Consider the following 21089-nt stretch of genomic DNA (forward strand, 5'->3'; position numbering starts at 1 on the left):
TCCGAACAGGAGGGGTGGAACGAGCTGTGGAATTCACTGCGGGCGGACGGCTCGAGCTTCGCTTGACGGCCTCTGACGTGGGAAAACGTGTCTCCGTGCGACGGCTGACCGAGGTCGGCTCGCCGGGTGCGAAGTTCACCGACACGGTCGGAGTTCTCACATCGTGGAACGACGGTGTGCTGCTCATCACAAAACGGGGCGGAGAGCAGGTCCGTATTGCGGAATCGTCCCTGGTCGCGGGCAAGGTCGTGCCGTCCGCGCCCGCCCGGCGCCGCGGGCCCGCCGCGTCGTACGAGGAGCTGGCGCGGGCTGCCGCGCGCGCGTGGCAGCCCGTGGAGAGCGAGCGGCTCGGCGGCTGGGAGCTGCGGGCCGCCGGCGGGTTCACGCGGCGGGCCAATTCGGTGCTGCCGCTGGGCGATCCGGGGCTCCCTCTCGACGAGGCGCTCACGCGCGTCCGTGCCTGGTACGAGCGGCGCGGGCTGCCCGCGTACATCCAGACCGCGACCGGCGCCGAGGGCACGCAGGAGCTGCTGTGCGCGGAGCTGGAGGCGCGGGGGTGGGTGCGTGAGGTGAGCGCGGAGATGTGGGTCGGCGGGCTCGCGCCGGTCGCGGACGGCGTGGACCTCGGCGACCGGGTCGGGCTGACGCGGGAGCCGGGCGAGTCGTGGCTCGGCCGGTATCAGCGCAAGGGCGCGAGCGAGGTGGCCCTGAAAGTGCTGACCACCGGGCCTTCGGTGTGGTTCGCGACCGTGCCGGGAGACGGCGGGGAGCCCGACGCGATCGGGCGGTGCGTCGTGGACGGGCGGTGGGCCGGTTTCGCGGCGGTCGAGGTGGCTCCGTCGCGGCGGCGGGAGGGCCTGGCGTCGGCCGTGATGACGGCGCTCGCGCGCCGCGCGCTGGAGGAGGGCGCATCGGCGGCCTGGCTCCAGGTGGAGACGGACAATGAGGGGGCCCGGGCGCTGTACGGGCGGCTCGGCTTCGCCGCGCACCACGCGTACCACCACTACCGTGCCCCGGAACCGGACCGGGACCCGGATTCGGCCGGACACTGAGCGAGGCAGGTATGTCCCCCCACATCTCCCCCCGCTCCGAGGAGCTGCGCCGGCGGTTCGCCGAGGAGGCGCGGGCGGAGCGGCCCGATCTGTCTCAGCTGTGCCTGCTGGTGGCTGCCGAGGCGGACAGCTCGCTCGACGAGGCCGGGATGGACGCCGTCCAGATGGACCTCGACCGCCTCGCCGGGCAGGTGCCGTTCCGTCCCGGCGGACCGCGGGCGTGGGCGACGGCGCTGGCCGAGCTGCTGGGGGCCCGCTGCGGTTTCCGTGGCACGCCGGGCGACTACGAGCGGCTGGAGTCCTCGCTCCTGCACGAGGTCGTGCGCCGCAGGCGGGGGCTGCCGATCCTGTTGTCGGTGGTGTGGATGGAGGTCGCGCGGCGGGCCGGGGCGCCGGTGTACGGGGTGGCGCTGCCGGGGCACTTCGTGGTCGGGTTCGGACCCGCGCAGGATCAGGTGCTCGCCGATCCGTTCGACGGGGGCCAGGTGCTGACCGGGGCGGACGCGGAGCTGCTCGTGGCCGGCGCGACGGGGGCTCCGCTGAGCGCGTCGATGCTGCAACCGGCCGATCCGCTGGACGTCGTGCTGCGGATCCTGAGCAACATCCGCGCGTGGGCGGCGACGCGGCCGGAGCGTTCGGACGTGGCGATGTGGGCGGTCGAGCTGTCGCTGCTGCTGCCCACGCACCCCGCCCGGCTGCGCTACGAACGGGCCCAGCTCCTCGTCCGCAGCGGGGACTTCCTCGCGGGGGCGGCGGAGCTGGACGCGTACGCGGAGGTGGTGGGAGCCGTGGACGCCCCGGCCGCCGAGACCGTACGCGCGCAGGCGCGGGCGGCCCGGGCGATGCTGAACTGACCGGCTACAGCCACCCCTTCTCGCGGGCGATCCGTACCGCCTCCGCCCTGTTGCGCACGGCGAGCTTCTGGATGGCCGTCGAGAGGTAGTTGCGGACCGTGCCCTGGGACAGGTGCAGCGCCGCCGCCAGCTCGGCGTTGGTCGAGCCGTCGGCCGCCGCGCGCAGGATCTCGCGTTCGCGGTCGGTCAGCGGGTTGGCGCCCTCGGCGAGCGCGGCGGCCGCGAGGGTGGGGTCGATGACGCGCTCACCGGCGAGCACTTTGCGTACGGCGTCGGCGAGCTGGGCCGCGGGGGCATCCTTGACGAGGAACGCGTGGGCGCCGGACTCCATCGCCGTACGGAGATAGCCGGGGCGGCCGAACGTGGTGAGGACGACGACCTTGAGGGCGGGCAGGTGCTCGCTGAGCTGGGCGGCGGCCTCGATGCCGGTCATGCCGGGCATCTCGATGTCCAGGAGCGCCACGTCGGGGCCGTGGGCGCGGGCCGCCTCAAGGACCTCGTCGCCGCGCGCCACCTGGGCGACGACCTCGATGTCGGGTTCGAGGCCGAGGAGCGCCGCGAGGGCCTCCCGCACCATCGACTGGTCCTCCGCGAGCAGGACCTTGATCTGAGCGCTCATGCGCCGGATCCTACGGAGCCCACCGGCACCCGGGCCACCAGCAGGAACCCGCGGTCCCGCCCGGGCCCGGCATCCAGAGTGCCGCCGACGCCCTCGACGCGTTCGCGCAGGCCCGTCAGGCCGTTGCCCGGAACAAGGCTGCCGCCCGCCGCGGCGCCGGCCCCGTCGTCCTCCACGGTCAGCTCCATGACGGGACCGCCGAGGGTCTGGCGGAGGGCGATGCCGACCGTGCAGCGGTGGGCGCCGCTGTGCCGTACGGCGTTGGTGACGGCCTCGCGCAGAGTCCAGGCGAGGGCGGCCTCCTGTTCGGCGGGCAGGTCGTCGGGCGAGTCCACGGGGACGTCGGCCTCGATGCCGGCGGCGGCCAACGCGGCGCGCGCTCCGGCCAGTTCGGTGCCGAGGCGGGCGCGGCGGTAGCCGGTGACGGCCTCCCGTACGTCGACGAGTGCCTGGCGGCTGACCTGCTCGATGTCGGCGACCTCCTTGCCCGCCTTCTCGGGGTGGTCGGGGAGCATACGGCCGGCGAGCTCGCTCTTGAGCGTGATCAGGGAGAGCGAGTGGCCGAGGAGGTCGTGCAGGTCGCGGGCGAGGCGCAGGCGCTCCTCGTTGGCCGCGAGCTGGGCGACGGTGGCGCGCGCCCGGCGCAGTTCGACGGTCGTGCGCACGAGTTGCCGTACGCCCGTCATCGCGAAGCCGCCGAGGAGGGCGGGCACGACGAGGCCGAGGTCCCAGCCCCGGCCGAGCGGGATCCCGAGGAGGACCATCGCGGCCGTGACCGCGACGATCGACCAGCGGGCGTACCGCATGGGCAGCACCGCCCCGCACGACACGGAGACGTACACGAACAGGACGAGCCAGGGGGCGCCGAGCGTGAGGGACATGACGACGGCGACCGCGGCGAGCGCCCCGAGGATCGCGACCAGCCGCCCCCGGCCCATGGCGCGGGCGGTGTGGCGGAAGACGAGGGCCAGGTAGACGCCGACGAAGGCGACCAGGCCGAGCCAGCCGAGCGCGGTGGCCCAGGCCGTGTGGCCGCCGTTGACGAGGTCGTCGATCGGATCCGCCATGAAGACCAGCCAGATGCCGATCCACAGCAGCTTGCGCAGGGCCTCACGGCGGTTGCGGGGCGACTGCCCCATGCCGGTGAGCCTGATCTCGTCCGGCGTCTTGGCGTTCACGCCTTCAGGGTGTCCTTCCGGTACAGCCAGGCCGCGCCGCCCGCGAAGACCAGGAAGTACGCGACGATCAGCGTGACGTCCTTGGCGTGCGGGGCGTTGCCCAGCTCGATGGCCTGGCCGAGGGCAGCGTACGCGTGTGTGGGCAGCCAGGACGCGATGTCGCTGAGCCACTGCGGGAAGCCGGTCGAGGGGAACCAGAGGCCGCCCAGGATCGACAGGCCGAAGTACACGATCATCGTGATGGGGCGGACGGCGTCACCGGTCGCGAGGTAACCGATGGCGACGCCGAGCGCGGCGAAGCAGAGACTGCCGGCCCAGATCGCGACGACGAGGGCGAGCCACTGCCAGGCGTCGAGACGTACGCCCTTGGTGACCGCGGCGACGACGAAGACGACGACGATGGACGGCAGGCTGACCACGGCGGCGCTGGCGGTCTTGGCGAGGACGTAGCCGCGCCCGGGGAGCGTCGTCAGGCGCAGCTGGCGCACCCAGCCGCTCTCGCGCTCCTTGGCGATGCGCTCGCTGTTGCCCATGAGGACGGCGGTCAGGGCGCCGAAGGACGCCATCGACACCATCATGAACGCGGCGAGGTTCAGGCCGGTGCCGTCGACCATGGTCGAGCTGTCGGAGCTGCCCGCGATGAGCAGGAACAGGACCGACGGGTAGACGACGGAGAAGAACAGGAACTTCTTGTTGCGCAGCGCCCGGGTGATCTCGAGCTTGATCAGGCTGTTCATGACGTCCTGGCCTCCTCGGCCGTGGTGATGGCTACGAAGGCCTGCTCCAGGCCGAGGCCCGCGACCTCCAGGTTGCGCGGGTAGACGCCGAGTCCGTACAGGGCGTGCACGGTGGCGTCGGCGTCGCTCGACTGGAGGCGGACGGTGCGGCCCGACACGTCGAGGGTGGTGAGGAACGGCAGGGCGCGCAGGGCCGGTTCGTCGATGTCGCCCTCCAGGTCGAAGGCGACCTTGCGGGCGCCGGCCTTGGCCTTGATCTCGGCGGCTGTGCCGTCGGCGAGGAGGCGGCCGCGGTGCAGGACGAGGACGCGGTCGGCGATCGCGTCGGCCTCCTCCAGGTAGTGCGTGGCGAAGAGGACCGTGCGGCCCTGGTCGGCCTGTTCGCGCATCGTGGCCCAGAACGCCTGGCGGGCGGAGACGTCCATGCCGGTGGTCGGCTCGTCGAGCACGATGAGGTCGTTGGCCCCGGCGGTGGCGAGGGCGAAGCGGACACGCTGCTCCTGACCTCCGGAGAGCTTGTTGACCTTGCGGTCGGCGATCTGCGTGATGCCCGCCCGGGACAGCACCTCGCCCGGCTTGTACGGCTTGGGGTGCAGGGCGCAGGCGAGCTTCACGAGCTCGGCCACGGTGACCTCGTCCATCAGGCCGCCGCTCTGCAGCATGGCGCCGACGCGGCCCTGGACTATCGCGTCCCGGGGGCTGGTGCCGAAGACGCGGACGGAACCGGTGTCCGCCGGGCGCAGCCCGAGGAGGAGGTCGAGGGTGGTGGACTTGCCCGCGCCGTTCGGGCCGAGGAGGGCGACGGTCTCGCCCGGGTGCAGTTCGAGGGTGAGCCCGTCCACGGCCCTGACGTCCCCGTAGCTCTTGCTCACCTGCTCGAAGCCGACCACCGCGGTGGCCTGTGCTGTCGTTGTCATGGCATCCATGCTGGCGGGTGGGGGCGGGTGCCCGGCAGTGTCGGCAGGCCGGTGTCCGGGATGACAGATGTCATGTCCGCGGGCGGCAGCACAGCGGGCGGGCCCCCACGAAGGGGACCCGCCCGGTATGTGACGTACGTGCCGGCTAGCCCGGGTTGGTCTCGATGGTCCCGGTGCGCTCGGCGGGCGTCTTGCCCTTGAGGGCCTGTCGCATTGCAGCAGCCACGTCGTTCGGGTTCACCGGCGTCTTCTTGCCGGTGCCGCGCGTGATGAGGATGCCGTCGAACGTGTTGCCGTACAGCTTCTTCAGGGCCGGCAGGTTGTAGACGTCGACGAGCTTGCCGTTGACCGCCTTGACGCCGAGGATCTGCGGCAGCGACTTGGCGGGGCCGAACGGGATCTGCGCGTTGCCCGCCTTGATGACGACGTTCGCGGACATGGCGGGCTGCGCGAACTCCTTCATCATCCGGTCGACCTCGGCGTTCGAGACGGTGGGCTTGCGGGTCGTCGTCGCCATCGGCACGGCCCGCGCGGCGCCCGTCTCCACGTGCGCGCGGTACGCCTCCTCGACGGACGAGGAGGAACGGGCGACGTCGATGCCCTTGCCCGTCTTTCCGTACACGGCGATGGCCTTGCCCGGGACGAACCTGATCGTGCCGTCGCCCGTGGAGGCGTCGCCTGCGGCCCGTTCGAGGGCGGCCCGGAGCTTCTCCTCGTCCACGGGCATGACCGGCTCGACGACGCGTTCGTTGCCGAACAGCGAGCCGATCACGGAGACCGGGTTGTAGTCGCTGCCCGCGGCCGCCGCCACCGTCGCCGTGCTGTCCAGGCTCAGGCCCGCCTGGTCCGGCCTGAGCGGCACGGACTTGCCGTCGACCGACAGCTGGAGCGGGTCGGTGGTGCGCTTGCCGAAGGCGGTGTCGAGCTTGGCCGCGGCCTCGTCACGCGTGCCGCCGCCGATGTCGACGCCGAGCACGGTGGTGCCCTTGGGCACGTCCGAGTGGCTCATCAGCAGTCCGGCGCCGTACGCGACACCGACCAGGCCCACGGCACCCGCGCCCACGAGGACGAGCTTGTTGCGGCCCTTCTTCTTGCGGGGCGCGGCCGGGGCGCTCTGGCCGACGGGGTCGGGGAGCTTCGGCGGGGTGTGCGGCAGCGGGCCTTCGGGACGCGGGCCGGGCGCGAACGGCGCGTTCGGTCCGCCGAGGCCCGGCCGGACGACCGGGATGCCACTGGTCAGCGTCTCACCGGAGACATGGCCGCCCGGGCCCGGCTCGGGCGCGGGCTTCTGCGGCGTCAGGATCGCGGTGTCGTCGCTCATCTGCGGCGGCCGCTGACCGCCGGGAGGGCCGCCGAGGGGGCCGCCCATAGGACCGCCCATAGGACCTCCGGGAGGGCCGCCGGGGCGCGCCATCGGGTTGTCGCCGCCGGGGCGCGCCATGGGGCTGTTGCCGCCGACGGGTCCCGTGGTCGGTCCCGCGGGGCCGCGCGGGGGGACGCCGGGGCCGGTGCCGTCGGCGTTCCCGGCGAAGTAGGGCAGGTCGCCGCGGTGCGGGTCGCCGGAGCTCCCGGACTGCGGCGGGCGGCCGTGCGGCGCGGCGGCGCCGCCCGCCTGGCCCGGCACCGTACCGGAGTTGCCCGGAGCGGGAGCATCGGCGGAGCCGCCCCGCTGAGGCGGGCCCGACTTGCGCGGCGCGAACCAGTCGCTCGTCTTCTCCTCCGCGGCCGGTGCGCCCTGGCCGTCACCCGAAGGAGCCGTCCGCGGAGCAGGAGGGGCCGGGGTCTCGGGTGCCGGGACCGGCGCGGCGGCCGGGTCCGGGGTGGCGGGTCCCGCGTCCACGTCGCTCATGGGCGTGCGCATCACTACGGGGGGGATGGGGCGCGATCCGGGGATGTTGATCCGGATCCGCGTCGTCAGCGTGGTCTCCGTCTTGCGTTCCTCGGGGACCGGCCGGCCCTCGGCGGGCTGCCCGGCATCGCCGGGCGCACCGTCGCCGGACCCGGCGCCCTGGGCGGGGGTGCCGTACGGAGGCGTCCCCGAGGGGTACGCGGCACCGCCGCGCCCCTGGGGCCCGGAGGACGAACTGTCAGTTTCACGACTCAAAGCAGGTTCTCCCGGTTGGCTCCGCCGCCCGTCTCGACCTCACGCGGGCTGCTCGGCGGCGCGCACCACCATACTGGCCGCGGCCGGAACACATCCGGTGACCGCCGACGAAATCCGTACGGGGCACGGGCCGAAGTGGTACGTCACTTCCCAAGTCGGGCGTCGGGTCGGGGTGGTTGCTGCGGCAAACCCAGGGTGGCGCACATCACAGCGACGGCCATCCCGCCGAGAAGGAACAGATAGGAGCCGGTTCCCGCGCCGAAGAGGAAGTCGCCCTCGGGCCTGGTCGACGTGAGCAGGATGACCGTGACGGCCCAGCCCACGGCGGGCGCGACGGCCCCGCCCCGGGTGCCCGTCGCCCGCGCCCCGCCGAGGAACGCGCCGGCCGCGCCGAGCAGCGCGAGGAGCAACCCGCCCGGAAACAGGCCGCCTTGGACCAGGGACCCCGCCACCCCGACAAGTGCGCCGAGCACGAGGAGTCCCGCCAGCACGGCGATGCGCCCGGCGTCGGGGCCGGTCCCCACCGGCTGGACCGCCGGGCCGGCCGGGGGCTTCGCGGCGCCGCTCGACGCCGCCGACCGCCCGGACTTGGCCGGGTTGCCCGACTTTCCTGCGCCACTCATCACGCCACCACTCCCGCGAACAGGTCCGTCTCGTAGGGCGCCCCCGCCTCGCCCCGCGCCAGCTCGTAATACTCCACGTCGAAGACCGGCTGGGCGAGCCCGTTCGACAGGGCGAAGACCGGTTCGCCGCCGGGTGCGATCTCGACCTGGGTGGCGTGGGCGCGCATCGCGGCGGTCTTGGCCGCGGCGAAGGCCCTGCCGTCGATCTCGGCGGTGACCCGCTCGTCGTCGACGACGCCCGGTACGTCGCCGATCTCGGCCGCGGTCCCGTACGGGGTCGAGCCGAGGACACCGGCCAGCCGGCGGAAGCGCTCCTCGACCACGGAACGGGGCACGCGGTTCCAGTAGATCTTCGCGACGGTGTGGGTGTCGCCGAGGTCGCGGCGGAACGCGGGCTCGGCCGCGAGCTCGGCGGCGCGCATGGCGACGCGATGGGCCTTGATGTGGTCGGGGTGGCCGTAGCCGCCGTCCGGGTCGTAGGTGACCAGGACCTGGGGGCGGACCTCGCGGATCACCTCGACGAGATGGGCTGCGGCCTCGTCCAGGTCGGCGGCCCAGAAGGCGCCGGGCCGGTCGTTCTGCTCGGCGCCCATCATCCCGGAGTCGCGGAAGCGTCCGGGGCCGCCGAGGAAGCGGTGGTCGGTGACCCCGAGCTCCTTCATGGCGGCGGTGAGCTCGCCGATGCGGTGCGGGCCGAGGATGTCCTCGCGGTCCGGGGCGAGGTGCGCGAGAACGTCCGGGATGACCTCGCCCTCCTCGCCGAGGGTGCAGGTCACCAGGGTGACGTGGGCACCGTCGGCCGCGTACTTGGCCATGGTGGCGCCATTGTTGATCGACTCGTCGTCGGGGTGCGCGTGCACGAGGAGCAGACGCCGGTCGGGCAGTTCCGTCATGCGCCCCAGCCTAGGACGTCATGACTGGCCCTAGAACTTGATCCCGCCGATCATGCCCGCGACGTTCGTCGTGAGCTCGCTGATGGTGGGGGCGATGGAGGAGCTGGCGAGGTAGAACCCGAGCAGGACGCAGACGATCGCGTGTCCGGCCTTCAGACCCGACTTCCTGATCAGAATGAAGACGATGATCGCGAACAGCACCACTGCCGAGATCGAGAGTGCCACAGCGGTCCACCTCCCTTGATCCGAGTCCAACTGCCGTACGCCACGCGGGAACCGGGCGGTCCCTTAGCCACGCAGCGCTATGGATCATAACTATCCGTCCCGCCGCATGAGTCGGTGCATGGCAGCAAGGGGGGCGCACGGCGGCACGGCCCCATAGGGTCGGGGGATGACCACCGAGCCTCTCTCCTTTCCGCGCCAGCACGCCCGCACCCAGCGCTTCACGCTCGGCGCACCACGGGCGTTCACGGTGGCGCCCGACGGCGAGCGCGTCGCCTTCCTGCGGTCCGGATCCGGTACCGATCGGGCGAACGCCCTGTGGGTCCTCGATGTGACGTCCGGCGAGGAGCGGATCGCCGCCGATCCCCGGGCCCTTCTGGGCGGTGCCGAGGAGGCTCTGTCGGACGAGGAGCGCGCACGGCGCGAGCGCAGCCGCGAGGGCGCCGCGGGCATCGTCGCCTATGCGACGGACGCGGCCGTGGAGCTGGCCGCGTTCGCGCTGTCCGGCCGGCTGTTCACGGCGGAACTGCGTGCGGGCACGACCCGCGAACTCCGCGTCCCCGGACCGCTGATCGACCCCCGCCCGTCTCCGGACGGCCGCCATGTCGCGTACGTGTCCGGGGGCGCCCTGCGCGTCGTCGGCGCCGACGGCGAGGGCGACCGGGCCCTCGCCGCTCCGGGCGAGGACGAGGCGTCGACCGTCACGTACGGGCTCGCGGAGTTCATCGCGGCCGAGGAGATGGGGCGCTCGCGGGGCTTTTGGTGGTCGCCCGAATCGGACCGGCTGCTGGTGGCCCGGGCGGACGACGCGGCGGTGCGGCGCTGGTGGATCGCGGATCCGGCGCACCCGGACCGCAAGCCTGCCCGCAACGCGTACCCGGCGGCGGGCACGCCCAACGCGGAGGTGCGGCTCTTCGTCATCGGTCTGGACGGGGCGCGCACGGAGGTGTCGTGGGACCGGGCGAGGTACCCGTATCTGGCGCGGGTGCACTGGTCGGCCGACGGGGCGCCGCTGATCCTCGTACAGGCCCGTGACCAGCTCAGTGAGCTGTATCTCGCGGTGAACGTCGGCGACGGTTCGACGCGGATGGTGCACGCGGACGAGGACGGGCAGTGGCTGGAGCTGTTCCCCGGCGTGCCGTCGTGGTCGCCGAGCGGGCAGCTCGTGCGGATCGCGGACGAGGGCGGGGCGCGAGTCCTCGCGGTCGGTGAACGGCCGCTGACCGGGCCGCAGTTGCATGTGCGGGCGGTCCTGGACGTGGGCGAGAGCGACGTGCTGATCTCGGCGTCCGCCGGCTCGGCGGCGGCGGTCCGGGAGACCGGCGAGGTGCATGTGTACCGGGTCAACGAGCTGGGCGTGGAGCGCGTCTCGGACGAGCCGGGCGTGCACTCCGCGGTGCGCGCGGGCGGCGTGACCGTCCTGGCGTCGGCGCGCACCGACGAGCCGGGCACGCGGGTGCGGGTGATGCGGGACGGCAAGCAGATCGCGACGGTCGCCTCGCACGCCGAGCGCCCCTCGCTGAGCCCCCGCCTGACGCTCACGGAGGCGGCCGGCATCCCGTGCGCCGTCCTGCTCCCGTCCTCGTACGAGCAGGGCGACGGGCCGCTGCCGGTGCTGCTCGACCCGTACGGCGGCCCGCACGGGCAGCGGGTGCTCGCCGCGCACAATCCGCATCTGACGTCGCAGTGGTTCGCCGACCAGGGCTTCGCGGTGGTCGTCGCGGACGGCCGCGGCACCCCCGGCCACTCCCCCGCCCGGGAGAAGGCGGTCCGCGACGACCTCACGCTCACGCTCGACGACCAGATCACGGCGCTGCACGCGCTGGCCGACGCCTTCCCGCTCGACCTGAACCGGGTGGCGATCCGCGGCTGGTCGTACGGCGGCTATCTGGCGGGGCTCGCGGTCCTGCGCCGCCCCGACGTCTTCCACGCGGGCATCGCGGGCGCCCCGGTCACGGACTGGCGGCTCTACGACACCCACTACACGGAGCGCTACCTGGGCGACCCGAAGGCCGCGCCGCAGGTGTACGCGAAGAACTCGCTGGTCACCGACGACGGTCTGGCCGAGGCGGCGGAGCAGCACCGGCCGCTGATGATCGTGCACGGCCTGGCCGACGACAACGTCGTGGTGGCGCACAGTCTGCGCCTTTCGTCGGCGCTCCTCGCCGCGGGCCGGCCGCACGAGGTGCTGCCGCTGTCGGGCGTGACGCACATGACGCCGCAGGAGCAGGTCGCGGAGAATCTGCTGCTGCTCCAGGTGGACTTCCTGAAGCGCTCGCTGGGACTGGTCTAGAAAGGCGACCGGCCGGAGCGACATGGCGCGCTCCGGCCGGTCCACGGCACCCGCACGGCCGTACGCTGTTCAGCCTGACGCGTTCGTATATCGGTGCCGCGACGGTCAAGTTGCCTGTGTGTTAACGAAGTTGATGTGCATTTGTCACGACACGTACGCCTACTCGCTGGGGACGACGCGCTTCTCCTCGGCGAAGTGGCAGGCCGAGTCGTGCTTCGCCGGTGACTCCCCGATGCGGAACACGGCGGGCACCGCGAGCGCCGGAACCTCCAGTTCGCACCGCTCCTGCGCCTTCCAGCAGCGGGTGCGGAAGCGGCAGCCCGAGGGCACGTTGGCCGGGGACGGCACGTCGCCGGTGAGGATGATCCGCTCGCGGTGCTCGCGCGCCTCCGGGTCGGGGACGGGCACGGCGGACAGGAGCGCCTGGGTGTAGGGGTGCGTGGGGTGTTCGTAGATCTGCTCGTCGGTGCCGGTCTCGACGATCCGCCCGAGGTACATGACGCCCACCCGGTCGGAGATGTGGCGGACGATCGACAGGTCGTGGGCGATGAAGACGTAGGAGAGGTCGAACTCGTTCTGGAGGCTGTCGAGCAGGTTGATGACCTGCGCCTGCACGGAGACATCGAGTGCGGAGACCGGCTCGTCGGCGACGATGATCTCGGGGCGCAGGGCGAGGCCGCGCGCGATGCCGATGCGCTGGCGCTGGCCGCCGGAGAACTGGTGCGGGTACCGGTTGATGTACTCCGGGTTGAGCCCGACCACGTCCAGGAGGTCCTGCACCTTGCGGCGCCGGTCGCCCTTGGGAGCGACCTCGGGATGGATCTCGTACGGCTCCCCGATGATGTCGCCGACCGTCATGCGCGGGTTGAGGGACGTGTACGGGTCCTGGAACACCATCTGGATGTTGCGGCGTACGGCCTTCAGGGCGCGCCCGGACAGCTTGGTGATGTCCTCGCCCCTGTACTTGATCTGCCCGGCGGTCGGCCGCTCCAGGTTGACCAGCATCCTGGCGACGGTCGACTTGCCGCAGCCGGACTCGCCGACGATGCCGAGGGTCTCGCCCTCGCCGAGCACGAAGTCGACGCCGTCGACGGCCTTGACCGCGCCGACCTGCTTCTTGAACAGGATCCCCTGGGTGAGCGGATAGTGCTTGACCAGGCCGCTGACCTCCAGGATCGGCTCACGGGCCGGCACGGGGGCGGCGGCGTGCGCCTCTTTCGCCAGGTCAGCCATCGAGCGTCTCCTTCCAGAAGTAGCAGGCGCTCCGGCGCGTCGGGCTCACCTCGAAGAGCGGGGGAACGTCCGCGCGGCACACGTCCTGGGCCATCGGGCAGCGCGGGTTGAAGGCGCAGCCGGGCGGGATGTGCATCAGGTTGGGCGGCAGGCCCTTGATCGCGTACAGCTCCTGGCCCTTCTGGTCCAGGCGCGGGATCGATTCGAGCAGGCCCTTGGTGTACGGGTGGGCGGGCGCCTTGTAGATCTCGTGCACGGGCGCCGTCTCGACGATGCGGCCCGCGTACATGACGGCGATCTTGTCGGCTACGTCGGCGACCACGCCCAGGTCGTGGGTGATGAGGATGAGCCCCATGCTGAGTTCGCGCTGGAGCTCGGCGAGCAGCTCCATGACCTGGGCCTGCACGGTGACGTCGAGGGCGGTGGTGGGCTCGTCGGCGATGATCAGGTCCGGTTCCAGCGCGAGCGCCATCGCGATCATGATGCGCTGGCGCATGCCGCCGCTGAACTGGTGCGGGTACTGGCCGACCCGCTCCTTGGCCGCCGGGATCCTGACCCGGTCCATCAGCTCGACGGCCTTGATCTTGGCGTCCTTGCGGGACATGCCCCGGTGGACGGTGAACAGCTCGCCGATCTGCGCGCCCACGGACAGGACGGGGTTGAGGGAGCTGAGCGCGTCCTGGAAGATCATCGCCATCTTCGCGCCACGGACCTTGCGCCGCTCGTCCTCCTTGAGCTTGAGGAGGTCGGAGCCCTGGAAGAGGATCTCACCGCCGGTGATCTTCCCGGGCGGCATGTCGAGGATGCCCATGATCGCCTGCGCGGTCACGGACTTGCCGGACCCGGACTCGCCGAGCACGGCGAGGGTCTCACCGGCCTCGACGGTGTAGTTGACCCCGTTGACGGCCTTGGCGACGCCTTCACGCGTACGGAACTCCACCTGCAGATCGCGCACTTCGAGCAGCATGGGCGCCTACCTCAGCTTGGGGTCGAGGGCGTCGCGCACCGCGTCGCCGAGCATGATGAACGCGAGCACGGTGATCGCGAGCGCGCCGGCGGGCCAGAGCAGCATGTGCGGGGCGTTGCGGATGTACTGCGACGCCGACGAGATGTCGATGCCCCAGCTCACGGTGGGCGGCTTCAGGCCGACGCCGAGGTACGAGAGCGTGGCCTCGAGGGAGATGTACGTGCCGAGCGCGATGGTCGCGACGACGATGACCGGCGCGATCGCGTTGGGCAGGATGTGCCGCAGCATCATCCGGGAGTTGGAGGCGCCGAGCGCCCGCGCCGCCTGCACGTAGTCGTTCTGCTTCGCCGTGATGACGGAGCCGCGGGCGATGCGGGAGAGCTGCGGCCAGCCGAGCAGCACCATGAACCCGATGACCGGCCAGACGGTGGAGCTGGTGACCACGGACAGGAGCACCAGGCCGCCGAGGACGACCGGGATCGCGAAGAAGACGTCGGTGATGCGGGACAGGATCGCGTCCCACCCCCCGCCGAAGAACCCGGCGAGCCCGCCGAGAACGCTGCCCAGCAGGGCGACGCCGACGGTGGCGCAGACACCGACGGTGACCGAGGTGCGGGCGCCGTACACGGTGCGCGTGTAGACGTCGCAGCCCTGGCCGTTGAAGCCGAAGGGGTGGCCGGGCTGGGAGCCCTCCTGGGCCTTGGCGAGGTCGCAGGAGAGCGGGTTGCCGGAGGCGATCAGCGAGGGCCAGATCGAAATGATCACGAGGAAGACGATGATCAGGCCCGAGATGATGAAGATCGGGTTGCGGCGCAGATCGCGCCAGGCGTCCGACCAGAGGCTTCTCGGCTTGCCTTCGGGGCCGCCCGGAGCCCGTCCGCCGGAGGCGGCTGATGGCTGCTGCTCCAAGGTCGTCCCCTCGCTCGTGGCGAGGTCCATGGCGCCGCCCGCGCCCGTGGCGGCGATGGCCCCTCCGTCCTCCGGGACGCGGCCCCCGCCTGACAAGTAGGGCTCCGGCGGCTCGGGTTCAGGCATAGCGGATCCTCGGGTCGAGTACGGCGTACAGAAGGTCGACGATCAGGTTGGCCGCCAGGAAGACGAGGACGAGTACGGTCACGAAGCCGACGACGGTCTGGGTGTTCTGCCGGAGGATGCCCTGGTAGAGCTGGTAGCCGACGCCGTGGATGTTGAAGATCCGCTCCGTGACGATGGCGCCGCCCATCAGGGCGCCGATGTCGGTGCCGATGAAGGTGACGACCGGGATCAGCGAGTTGCGCAGCAGGTGCCGGACGATGACGCGGCGGCGTGGGAGGCCCTTGGCGATGGCCGTACGGACGTAGTCGGCGCGGCGGTTCTCGGCGATCGAGGTCCTGGTGAGCCGGGTGACGTACGCGAGGGAGACCGAGGCGAGCACGAGGCCGGGGACGATGAGTTCGGAGAACGTCGCCTCGGTGGACACCGCGGGTTTGATGATCCCCCACTCGACGCCGAGCAGAAGCTGGAGGAGCAGGCCGGTGACGAAGGTCGGGACGGAGATGACGACCAGGGTGAGCAGCAGCACGGTGGTGTCGATGGGACGGCCGCGGCGCAGGCCTGTGATGACGCCGAGCGTGATGCCGATGACGATCTCGAAGAGGATCGCCACGACGGTCAGGCGGATCGTCACGGGGAAGGCGGCCGCCATCAGTTCGGTGACCTTCTGGCCGTTGAACGCGGTGCCGAAGTCGCCGGTGAAGACGTTCCCCATGTACGTCAGGTATTGCTGCCAGACGGGCTTGTCGAGGCCGAACTCCTTCTCGAGCTGAGCGGCCGTGGCGGGATCGCACTGCTTGTCGCCGCACAGTCCCGCGATGGGGTCGCCCATCACGTTGACCATCAGGAAGATGAGCAGCGTCGCGCCGAAGAAGACCGGGATCATCTGCAGCAGACGCCTGATCACATAACGTCCCATACGGGGCTCCGGAATCGGGGGGAGCGGCCGCCCGTCAGTCCCCGGGCTGCCGCTCCCCGGGCGTCATTTGACCTTGATCTCGTTGTAGACCGGAACGCTGAACGGGTTGAGGGCGACGTTGGAGACCTTGTCGGAGTAGCCGGCACTGCCGTTCTGGTACCAGAGCGGGATGGCCGCCATGTTGTCCCTGACAACGCCTTCGGCCTGCTGGAAGATCTTGACGGCCTTGGCGCGGTCGGACTCGGCGTTGGCCTGGTCGACGAGCTTGTCGAACTCCTTGTTGGACCATTTGCCGTCGTTGGACGAGGCGTTGGTGTAGTACAGCGGCTGCAGGAAGTTCTGGATGAGCGGGTAGTCCATCTGCCAGCCGGCGCGGAACGGGCCCGTCATCTTCTTCTGCGTGATCTTGTTGCGGAAGTCGGCGAAAGTGCCGGTGGGCAGGCCGACGCAGGCCTTGTCGTTCCCCAGGGCGTTGTTGATGCTGTTGCAGACGGCGTCGACCCACTCCTTGTGGCTGCCGGTGTCCGCGTTGTAGCCGATCTTCACCTGGCCGCCGGGGATGCCGCCGCCCTCCTGGACCAGCTTCTTGGCCTCGGTGGGGTTGTAGTCGCACCCGTCGCCGCACAGCCCGTCCTGGAAGCCGCCGTCCTTGCCGAGGACCGGCGAGGTCCAGTCCGTGGCCGGGGTCCGGGTCTTCTGGAAGATCGTCTCGGTGATCTGCTTGCGGTTGATCGCCATCGACAGGCCCTTGCGCACCTTGTCGCTGTCCGCCTTGTTCCACGCGGGGTCGTAGAACGGGAAGGCGAGCGTCTGGATGATGCCGGCGGGGGAGTTGATGTACCGGCCGCTGAGGTCGGCCTCGACGTTCTTGAGCTGCGAGGCCGGGACGTCGTCGACGAGGTCGAGGTTGCCGGCCGTCAGGTCGGTGTACGCCGTGTTGTTGTCGGTGTAGACCTTCAGATCCACGCCGCCGTTCTGCGCCTTGTCGGTGCCCGGGTAGTCGTCCCACTTGCGCAGGGACATCTGGGAGCCCTTGGTGTAGCTGTCGATCATGTACGGGCCGTTGCCGACCGGCTTGCTCACCCACGCGTCGTGGTCGTCGAAGAAGGCCTTGGGGAGCGGGGCGAAGGCCGCGTAGCCGAGGGTGTCGGGCCACAGCGAGAACTTCTGGCTGAGCTTGACCGAGAAGGTGAGGGGACCGGTGACCTTGAGCCCGGACAGACTGGTGGCGCTCGGGGTTCCGGAGTCGGGGTGGACCTTGTCGTAGCCGTCGATCTGGCCGAAGAAATAGGCGTTCTTCTGGTTGTTCTTCAGGTCCGCGCCGTAGTTCCAGGCGTCCACGAAGGACTTCGCGGTGACCTTCTCGCCGTTGGAGAACGTCCAGCCGTCCTTGACCGTGATCTTGAAGTTGACCGAGTCCGTCGTCTCGATCTTGTCCGCGAGCATGTCCTCGGCGGCGCCGGTCTTCGGGTTGTACCGCTTCAGGCCACGGAAGACCATGTCCAGGACCTTGCCGCCCTGCACCTCGTTCGTGTTCGCGGGTTCCAGCGGGTTCTGCGGGTCACCCCAGGACGAACGGACGATCCCTGAGCCATCGCCACCGCTGCCGCCGCTGCCGCCCCCACCACCACAGGCCGTCGCCGCGAGAGCGACGGCCACCGCGCATACGGCCCACTTGGCGTGCGTGGCTCCACGCATGGAGTGCCTCCTCGGAGTGCTTCTGGGTCCGCGCCTGACGGCACTTAGGCCCAAATATCACCCTCGGAGAGACATAACGCACTTTCAGTCCGCCCGTACGAGCCCCAGTTCGCACGGGTGGGTCAGCAGGTTGCCGATCAGCCCCTCCCGGTCGCCCTCCTTGTAAACACGGGCCACCCCGGTCAGCCGCCCCTCTTCCAGCCGCAGGTCCAGACCGAGCACCGGACCGCTGACCCTCGCGTCGGCGGTGGGGAGTTGTACGGGGAAGGAGCCGCGCAGGGCGAGGGTGGCCGTGGCGTCGACGGAGGCGGCGGCGCTCTCGTCGCCGGTGGCGAGTTCGGCCCGGGCGCCCGGCAGGATCCGCAGCCGCAGCGGGACCTCGCCCTCCGGCGTCGAGGCGTGGCCCGCCCACTCCCCCTCCTGCAGGGTCAGCGGGCGCGCGGGCACGGAGAACACCGGTGAGATCAGTTCGGGCCTGAACCCGGGCACCAGCTCGCCCAGGACGTAGGCGACGACCGCGTCACGGGCCGCCTTCGCCGTCGTGTTCGTCAGGACCGCCACCGACAGGCCCGGTTCCGGCGCCGACACCGCCATCACGGCCACGCCGCCCATGCCTCCGCCGTGGCTCACCAGGAGCGGCCCCCCGCCGCGCGAGACGCACCAGCCGAGGCCGTACCCGAGGTGCTCACCGATCGGGACGGCGTCGAGGACCGCGGCGGCCGTCTCCGGCTTCAGGAGCCGCGGCCACGACTGGGCGAAGAGGGCGAGCTGAGGTGCCGTCGCCCAGCCGAGCGTGGCGCCGGGATGGCTGGTGCGCAGGCCCTGGGGATAGGGGCGCCCGTCGGGGGTGTAGCGGGTCGCGGCGCCCGGGCAGTGCGTGGCGATGCGGAAGCCGTCGAGCCCGAGCGGCCCGAGGACCCGCTCCCGGGCGTACGTGGCGAGGTCCTGTCCGGTGGCGTCCTCCAGGAGCCGGCCGAGGAGCCGGTAGCCGAGGTTCGCGTACTCGAAGCCGGAGCCGGGCGCGCGCTGGAGCCGTATGTACGGCTCCGCGTCGATGGCCGGCTCGCCCTCCTCGCCGTAGTGGAAGTCGTAGTGCGCGCCGAGCCCGCCCCGGTGCCGCAGGAGCTGACGCGGGGTCGCGCCGAGGGGTCCCGGCGCGTCCAGGTCGAGCAGCCCCTCGTCGGCCGCGACGCAGACCGCCGCGGCCGTGACCGGCTTGGTGACGGAGGCGAGGGCGTACGGGGTGCGGACGGTGGCGGGGATCCCCGCGCCGGTGTCGGCGAGCCCGTACGACTCGGCGCGGATCACCTCGCCCCGCACGGCGACCGCGACCGAGACGGACGGGCACCCGTACCCCGCCATCGCCTCCGCGCACCGCGCCTCAAGGTCGTCCAGCATGTGTGGCCCCTCTCCCTCGCCCGCTCGTTCCTGGATCATCGCCCACACCGGGACCGTCATGACCACCCGCCCGGATACGCCGACGGCCCGTCACCGGCGTGTCACCGGTGGCGGGCCGTGGTCGGCCGGAGCGCGGACGGTCAGGCGTCCTGGCCGGACGCGTCCTCGAGGGCCGCAAGGGCCGGGTCAAGAACGATGTCCTCGCCGCGGTCCTCGGTGGTCGGCTCCTCCGGGAAGTGGCAGGCCGTCAGGTGACCCTCGCGGTTGCCGGAGATCTGGACGAGCGGGGGCTCCTCCGTGGCGCACTTGTCCTGCGCCTTCCAGCAGCGGGTGCGGAAGCGGCAGCCCGACGGCGGGAAGATCGGCGAGGGGACGTCGCCCTGCAGACGGATGCGCTCGCGGTCCTCGGAACCCTCGATCTCCACCTCCGGCACGGCCGAGAGCAGCGCGTGCGTGTAGGGGTGGCGCGGCCCGTTGTAGATCGAGTCGCGGTCGCCGATCTCGACGATCTTGCCGAGGTACATGACCGCGACGCGCTGCGAGAAGTGCCGCACGATCGCCAGGTCATGGGCGATGAACAGGAACGCGATCCCGAGCTCGTCCTGGACCTTCTTGAGCAGGTTGACGACCTGCGCCTGGATCGACACGTCGAGCGCGGAGACCGGCTCGTCCGCGATGATCAGCTTCGGGTTCAGGGCGAGGGCGCGGGCGACGCCGATGCGCTGGCGCTGACCGCCGGAGAACTCGTGCGGGAAGCGGTTGTAGTGCTCCGGGTTGAGGCCCACGGTCTCCAGGAGTTCACGGGCGCGCTTCTCACGGCCGCCGGGCGGCTCGATCCCGTTGACCTCCATCGGCGACTTGATGATCGTGCCGACCGTCTGCCGCGGGTTCAGCGACGAGTACGGGTCCTGGAAGATCATCTGGATCTCGGAGCGCACCGGCGCGAGCTGCTTACGGCTCGCCTTGGTGATGTCCTGACCCTGGTACGTGATCCTGCCGCCGGTGGGCTCCATCAGCCGCGTGATCAGCCGGCCGGTGGTCGACTTGCCACAGCCGGACTCGCCCACGAGGCCGACGCTCTCGCCCGCGTGCACGCTGAGGTCCACGCCGTCGACGGCCTGGACGGCGCCGACCCTGCGCTTGATGGGAAAGCCGCCGTAGATCGGGAAGTGCTTGGTCAGGCCCTCGACGTGGAGCAGCGCCTCGCCGGTCCCTGCGGGCGTTTCGCCAGGTCCCTGCTGCTTGGGAAGGGTGACGTTGTCAGTCATGTCGTGTACTTCCTAGCCGAGCCGGGGCTTGATCCGGTCGATGAAGATGGTCTGCCGCTGCTCCGAGGTGAGGTGGCAGGCGGCGGCACGGCCGTCCGCGAGCAGCGGACGCTCGGTGGTGCAACGGCCGCCGGACACCTGGTCGGGGAAGCCGCACCGCGGATGGAAACGGCAGCCCGTCGGCGGGTTGAGCAGGGAGGGCGGGGCGCCCGGGATCGGTGTGAGCGCCTCGTTGATGTCGCCGCCGAGGCGGGGCATCGACGAGAGCAGACCCCAGGTGTACGGGTGCTGCGGCGTGCGCAGAACTTCTCTCACCGAACCGCGCTCCACGGCCCGGCCCGCGTACATCACGAGCAGGTCGTCGGCCATCTTGGAGATGACGCCGAGGTCGTGCGTGATGAAGACGATGGCGGAGCCGAACTCCTGCTGGAGGTCCTTGAGCAGGTCCAGGATCTGCGCCTGCACCGTCACGTCGAGCGCGGTGGTCGGCTCGTCGGCGATCAGCAGGTCGGGGTCGCAGACCAGGGCCATGGCGATCATCGCGCGCTGGCGCATGCCGCCGGAGAACTGGTGCGGGTAGTCGTCGACGCGCTGCTTCGGCTGCGGGATGCCGACCTTCTCGAGCATGTCGATGGCGCGGATCCTGGCGTCCTTCTTGGAAGCACCGGTGTGCTTCATGAAGGGCTCCATGATCTGGCGGCCCACCGTGTAGTACGGCGACATCGCGGTGAGCGGGTCCTGGAAGATCATCGCGGCCTTGTTGCCGCGGACCTTCTCCAGTTCTCTCTCGGTCGCGGTGACGAGCTCCTGGCCGTCCAGGATGATCTCGCCGTCCACGGTGGTGGACTTCTTGTTGTGCAGCCCGAGGACCGTCAGGTTGGTGACGGACTTGCCCGAGCCGGACTCGCCGACGATGCCGAGCGTCTTGCCCCGCTCCAGGTCGAAGGAGAGCCCGTCGACCGCCTTGACGATGCCGTCCTCGGTGGAGAACTGCACCCTGAGGTCACGGACCGAGAGGAAAGCCTCCGAACCGGTCGGGGCCGGGCTGTCCTCGGTCTTGGTCACAGTGGTCACGGTCGTTC

19 protein-coding genes are annotated in these 21089 nt (G+C 71.3%); 3 read left to right on the forward strand and 16 right to left on the reverse strand.

The genetic code is table 11. From position 1 onward, the window contains the following. Positions 1-26 precede the first annotated feature (26 nt). Entirely contained in the window at positions 27-1052 is a 1026-nt protein-coding gene (locus tag OG574_RS19310) for a GNAT family N-acetyltransferase (protein WP_326774244.1), read from the forward strand. An 11-nt stretch (positions 1053-1063) separates the two neighbouring features. Further along, positions 1064-1906, forward strand: a complete 843-nt coding sequence (locus tag OG574_RS19315) for a transglutaminase-like domain-containing protein (RefSeq protein WP_326774245.1) — start codon at positions 1064-1066, stop codon at positions 1904-1906. 4 nt (positions 1907-1910) lie between these two features. Here OG574_RS19315 and OG574_RS19320 read toward each other — a convergent pair whose 3' ends face one another. The 8 genes from OG574_RS19320 to OG574_RS19355 all read right to left on the reverse strand — a co-directional run bounded on the left by OG574_RS19320 (position 1911) and on the right by OG574_RS19355 (position 9202). Beyond that, entirely contained in the window at positions 1911-2525 is a 615-nt protein-coding gene (locus OG574_RS19320) for a response regulator transcription factor (RefSeq protein ID WP_100596616.1), read from the reverse strand. Beyond that, complete coding sequence (locus OG574_RS19325) at positions 2522-3664, reverse strand: sensor histidine kinase (RefSeq protein ID WP_326778541.1); 1143 nt, start codon at positions 3662-3664, stop codon at positions 2522-2524. Before OG574_RS19325 ends, OG574_RS19320 begins: the two co-directional genes overlap by 4 nt. Positions 3665-3699: 35 nt before the next feature. Further along, entirely contained in the window at positions 3700-4440 is a 741-nt protein-coding gene (locus OG574_RS19330; RefSeq protein WP_100596615.1) for an ABC transporter permease, read from the reverse strand. Then, positions 4437-5357 carry an ABC transporter ATP-binding protein gene (locus OG574_RS19335; RefSeq protein ID WP_326774246.1) on the reverse strand — a complete coding sequence of 307 codons (921 nt, stop codon included), beginning with the start codon at positions 5355-5357 and terminating at the stop codon, positions 4437-4439. The genes OG574_RS19330 and OG574_RS19335 overlap by 4 nt, the downstream gene beginning before the upstream one ends. Positions 5358-5502: 145 nt before the next feature. Beyond that, the gene (locus OG574_RS19340; protein ID WP_326774247.1) at positions 5503-7461 is read right to left on the reverse strand and encodes a hypothetical protein; all 1959 of its coding nucleotides are present in this window, start codon (positions 7459-7461) and stop codon (positions 5503-5505) included. A gap of 143 nt (positions 7462-7604) precedes the next feature. Then, a complete protein-coding gene (locus tag OG574_RS19345; protein ID WP_326774248.1) occupies positions 7605-8084 on the reverse strand; it encodes a DUF6113 family protein in 480 nt (159 codons plus the stop codon). Next, complete coding sequence (gene mshB, locus OG574_RS19350) at positions 8084-8977, reverse strand: N-acetyl-1-D-myo-inositol-2-amino-2-deoxy-alpha-D-glucopyranoside deacetylase (RefSeq protein ID WP_326774249.1); 894 nt, start codon at positions 8975-8977, stop codon at positions 8084-8086. Before mshB ends, OG574_RS19345 begins: the two co-directional genes overlap by 1 nt. A 30-nt stretch (positions 8978-9007) precedes the next feature. Next, positions 9008-9202, reverse strand: a complete 195-nt coding sequence (locus OG574_RS19355) for a hypothetical protein (protein ID WP_100596611.1) — start codon at positions 9200-9202, stop codon at positions 9008-9010. A gap of 166 nt (positions 9203-9368) precedes the next feature. Between OG574_RS19355 and OG574_RS19360 the strand changes: the two genes are divergently transcribed. Beyond that, entirely contained in the window at positions 9369-11492 is a 2124-nt protein-coding gene (locus tag OG574_RS19360) for a S9 family peptidase (RefSeq protein WP_326774250.1), read from the forward strand. A 159-nt stretch (positions 11493-11651) separates the two neighbouring features. Here the strand turns inward: OG574_RS19360 and OG574_RS19365 are convergent, their stop codons facing one another. The 8 genes from OG574_RS19365 to OG574_RS19400 all read right to left on the reverse strand — a co-directional run bounded on the left by OG574_RS19365 (position 11652) and on the right by OG574_RS19400 (position 21081). Continuing rightward, on the reverse strand, positions 11652-12725 hold the full coding sequence (locus tag OG574_RS19365; RefSeq protein WP_100596609.1) for an ABC transporter ATP-binding protein: 1074 nt from the start codon (positions 12723-12725) through the stop codon (positions 11652-11654). Continuing rightward, positions 12718-13692: an ABC transporter ATP-binding protein gene (locus OG574_RS19370; protein ID WP_326774251.1), complete on the reverse strand. Its 975-nt coding sequence runs from the start codon at positions 13690-13692 to the stop codon at positions 12718-12720. The genes OG574_RS19365 and OG574_RS19370 overlap by 8 nt, the downstream gene beginning before the upstream one ends. A gap of 6 nt (positions 13693-13698) precedes the next feature. Further along, positions 13699-14727 (reverse strand): ABC transporter permease, encoded by a 1029-nt coding sequence (locus OG574_RS19375; protein ID WP_100596607.1) that lies wholly within the window; start codon positions 14725-14727, stop codon positions 13699-13701. Next, entirely contained in the window at positions 14720-15643 is a 924-nt protein-coding gene (locus OG574_RS19380; protein WP_326774252.1) for an ABC transporter permease, read from the reverse strand. The genes OG574_RS19375 and OG574_RS19380 overlap by 8 nt, the downstream gene beginning before the upstream one ends. Positions 15644-15706: 63 nt before the next feature. Continuing rightward, positions 15707-17341 (reverse strand): peptide ABC transporter substrate-binding protein, encoded by a 1635-nt coding sequence (locus tag OG574_RS19385; protein WP_326774253.1) that lies wholly within the window; start codon positions 17339-17341, stop codon positions 15707-15709. A gap of 84 nt (positions 17342-17425) precedes the next feature. Next, positions 17426-18739 (reverse strand): serine hydrolase domain-containing protein, encoded by a 1314-nt coding sequence (locus OG574_RS19390; protein ID WP_326774254.1) that lies wholly within the window; start codon positions 18737-18739, stop codon positions 17426-17428. Positions 18740-18879: 140 nt separating this feature from the next. Beyond that, positions 18880-20007 (reverse strand): ABC transporter ATP-binding protein, encoded by a 1128-nt coding sequence (locus OG574_RS19395; RefSeq protein ID WP_326774255.1) that lies wholly within the window; start codon positions 20005-20007, stop codon positions 18880-18882. 12 nt (positions 20008-20019) lie between these two features. Then, positions 20020-21081 carry an ABC transporter ATP-binding protein gene (locus OG574_RS19400; protein ID WP_326774256.1) on the reverse strand — a complete coding sequence of 354 codons (1062 nt, stop codon included), beginning with the start codon at positions 21079-21081 and terminating at the stop codon, positions 20020-20022. Positions 21082-21089: the final 8 nt, after the last annotated feature.

This window comes from Streptomyces sp. NBC_01445 (assembly GCF_035918235.1).
In the GTDB taxonomy this organism is placed as follows: domain Bacteria; phylum Actinomycetota; class Actinomycetes; order Streptomycetales; family Streptomycetaceae; genus Streptomyces.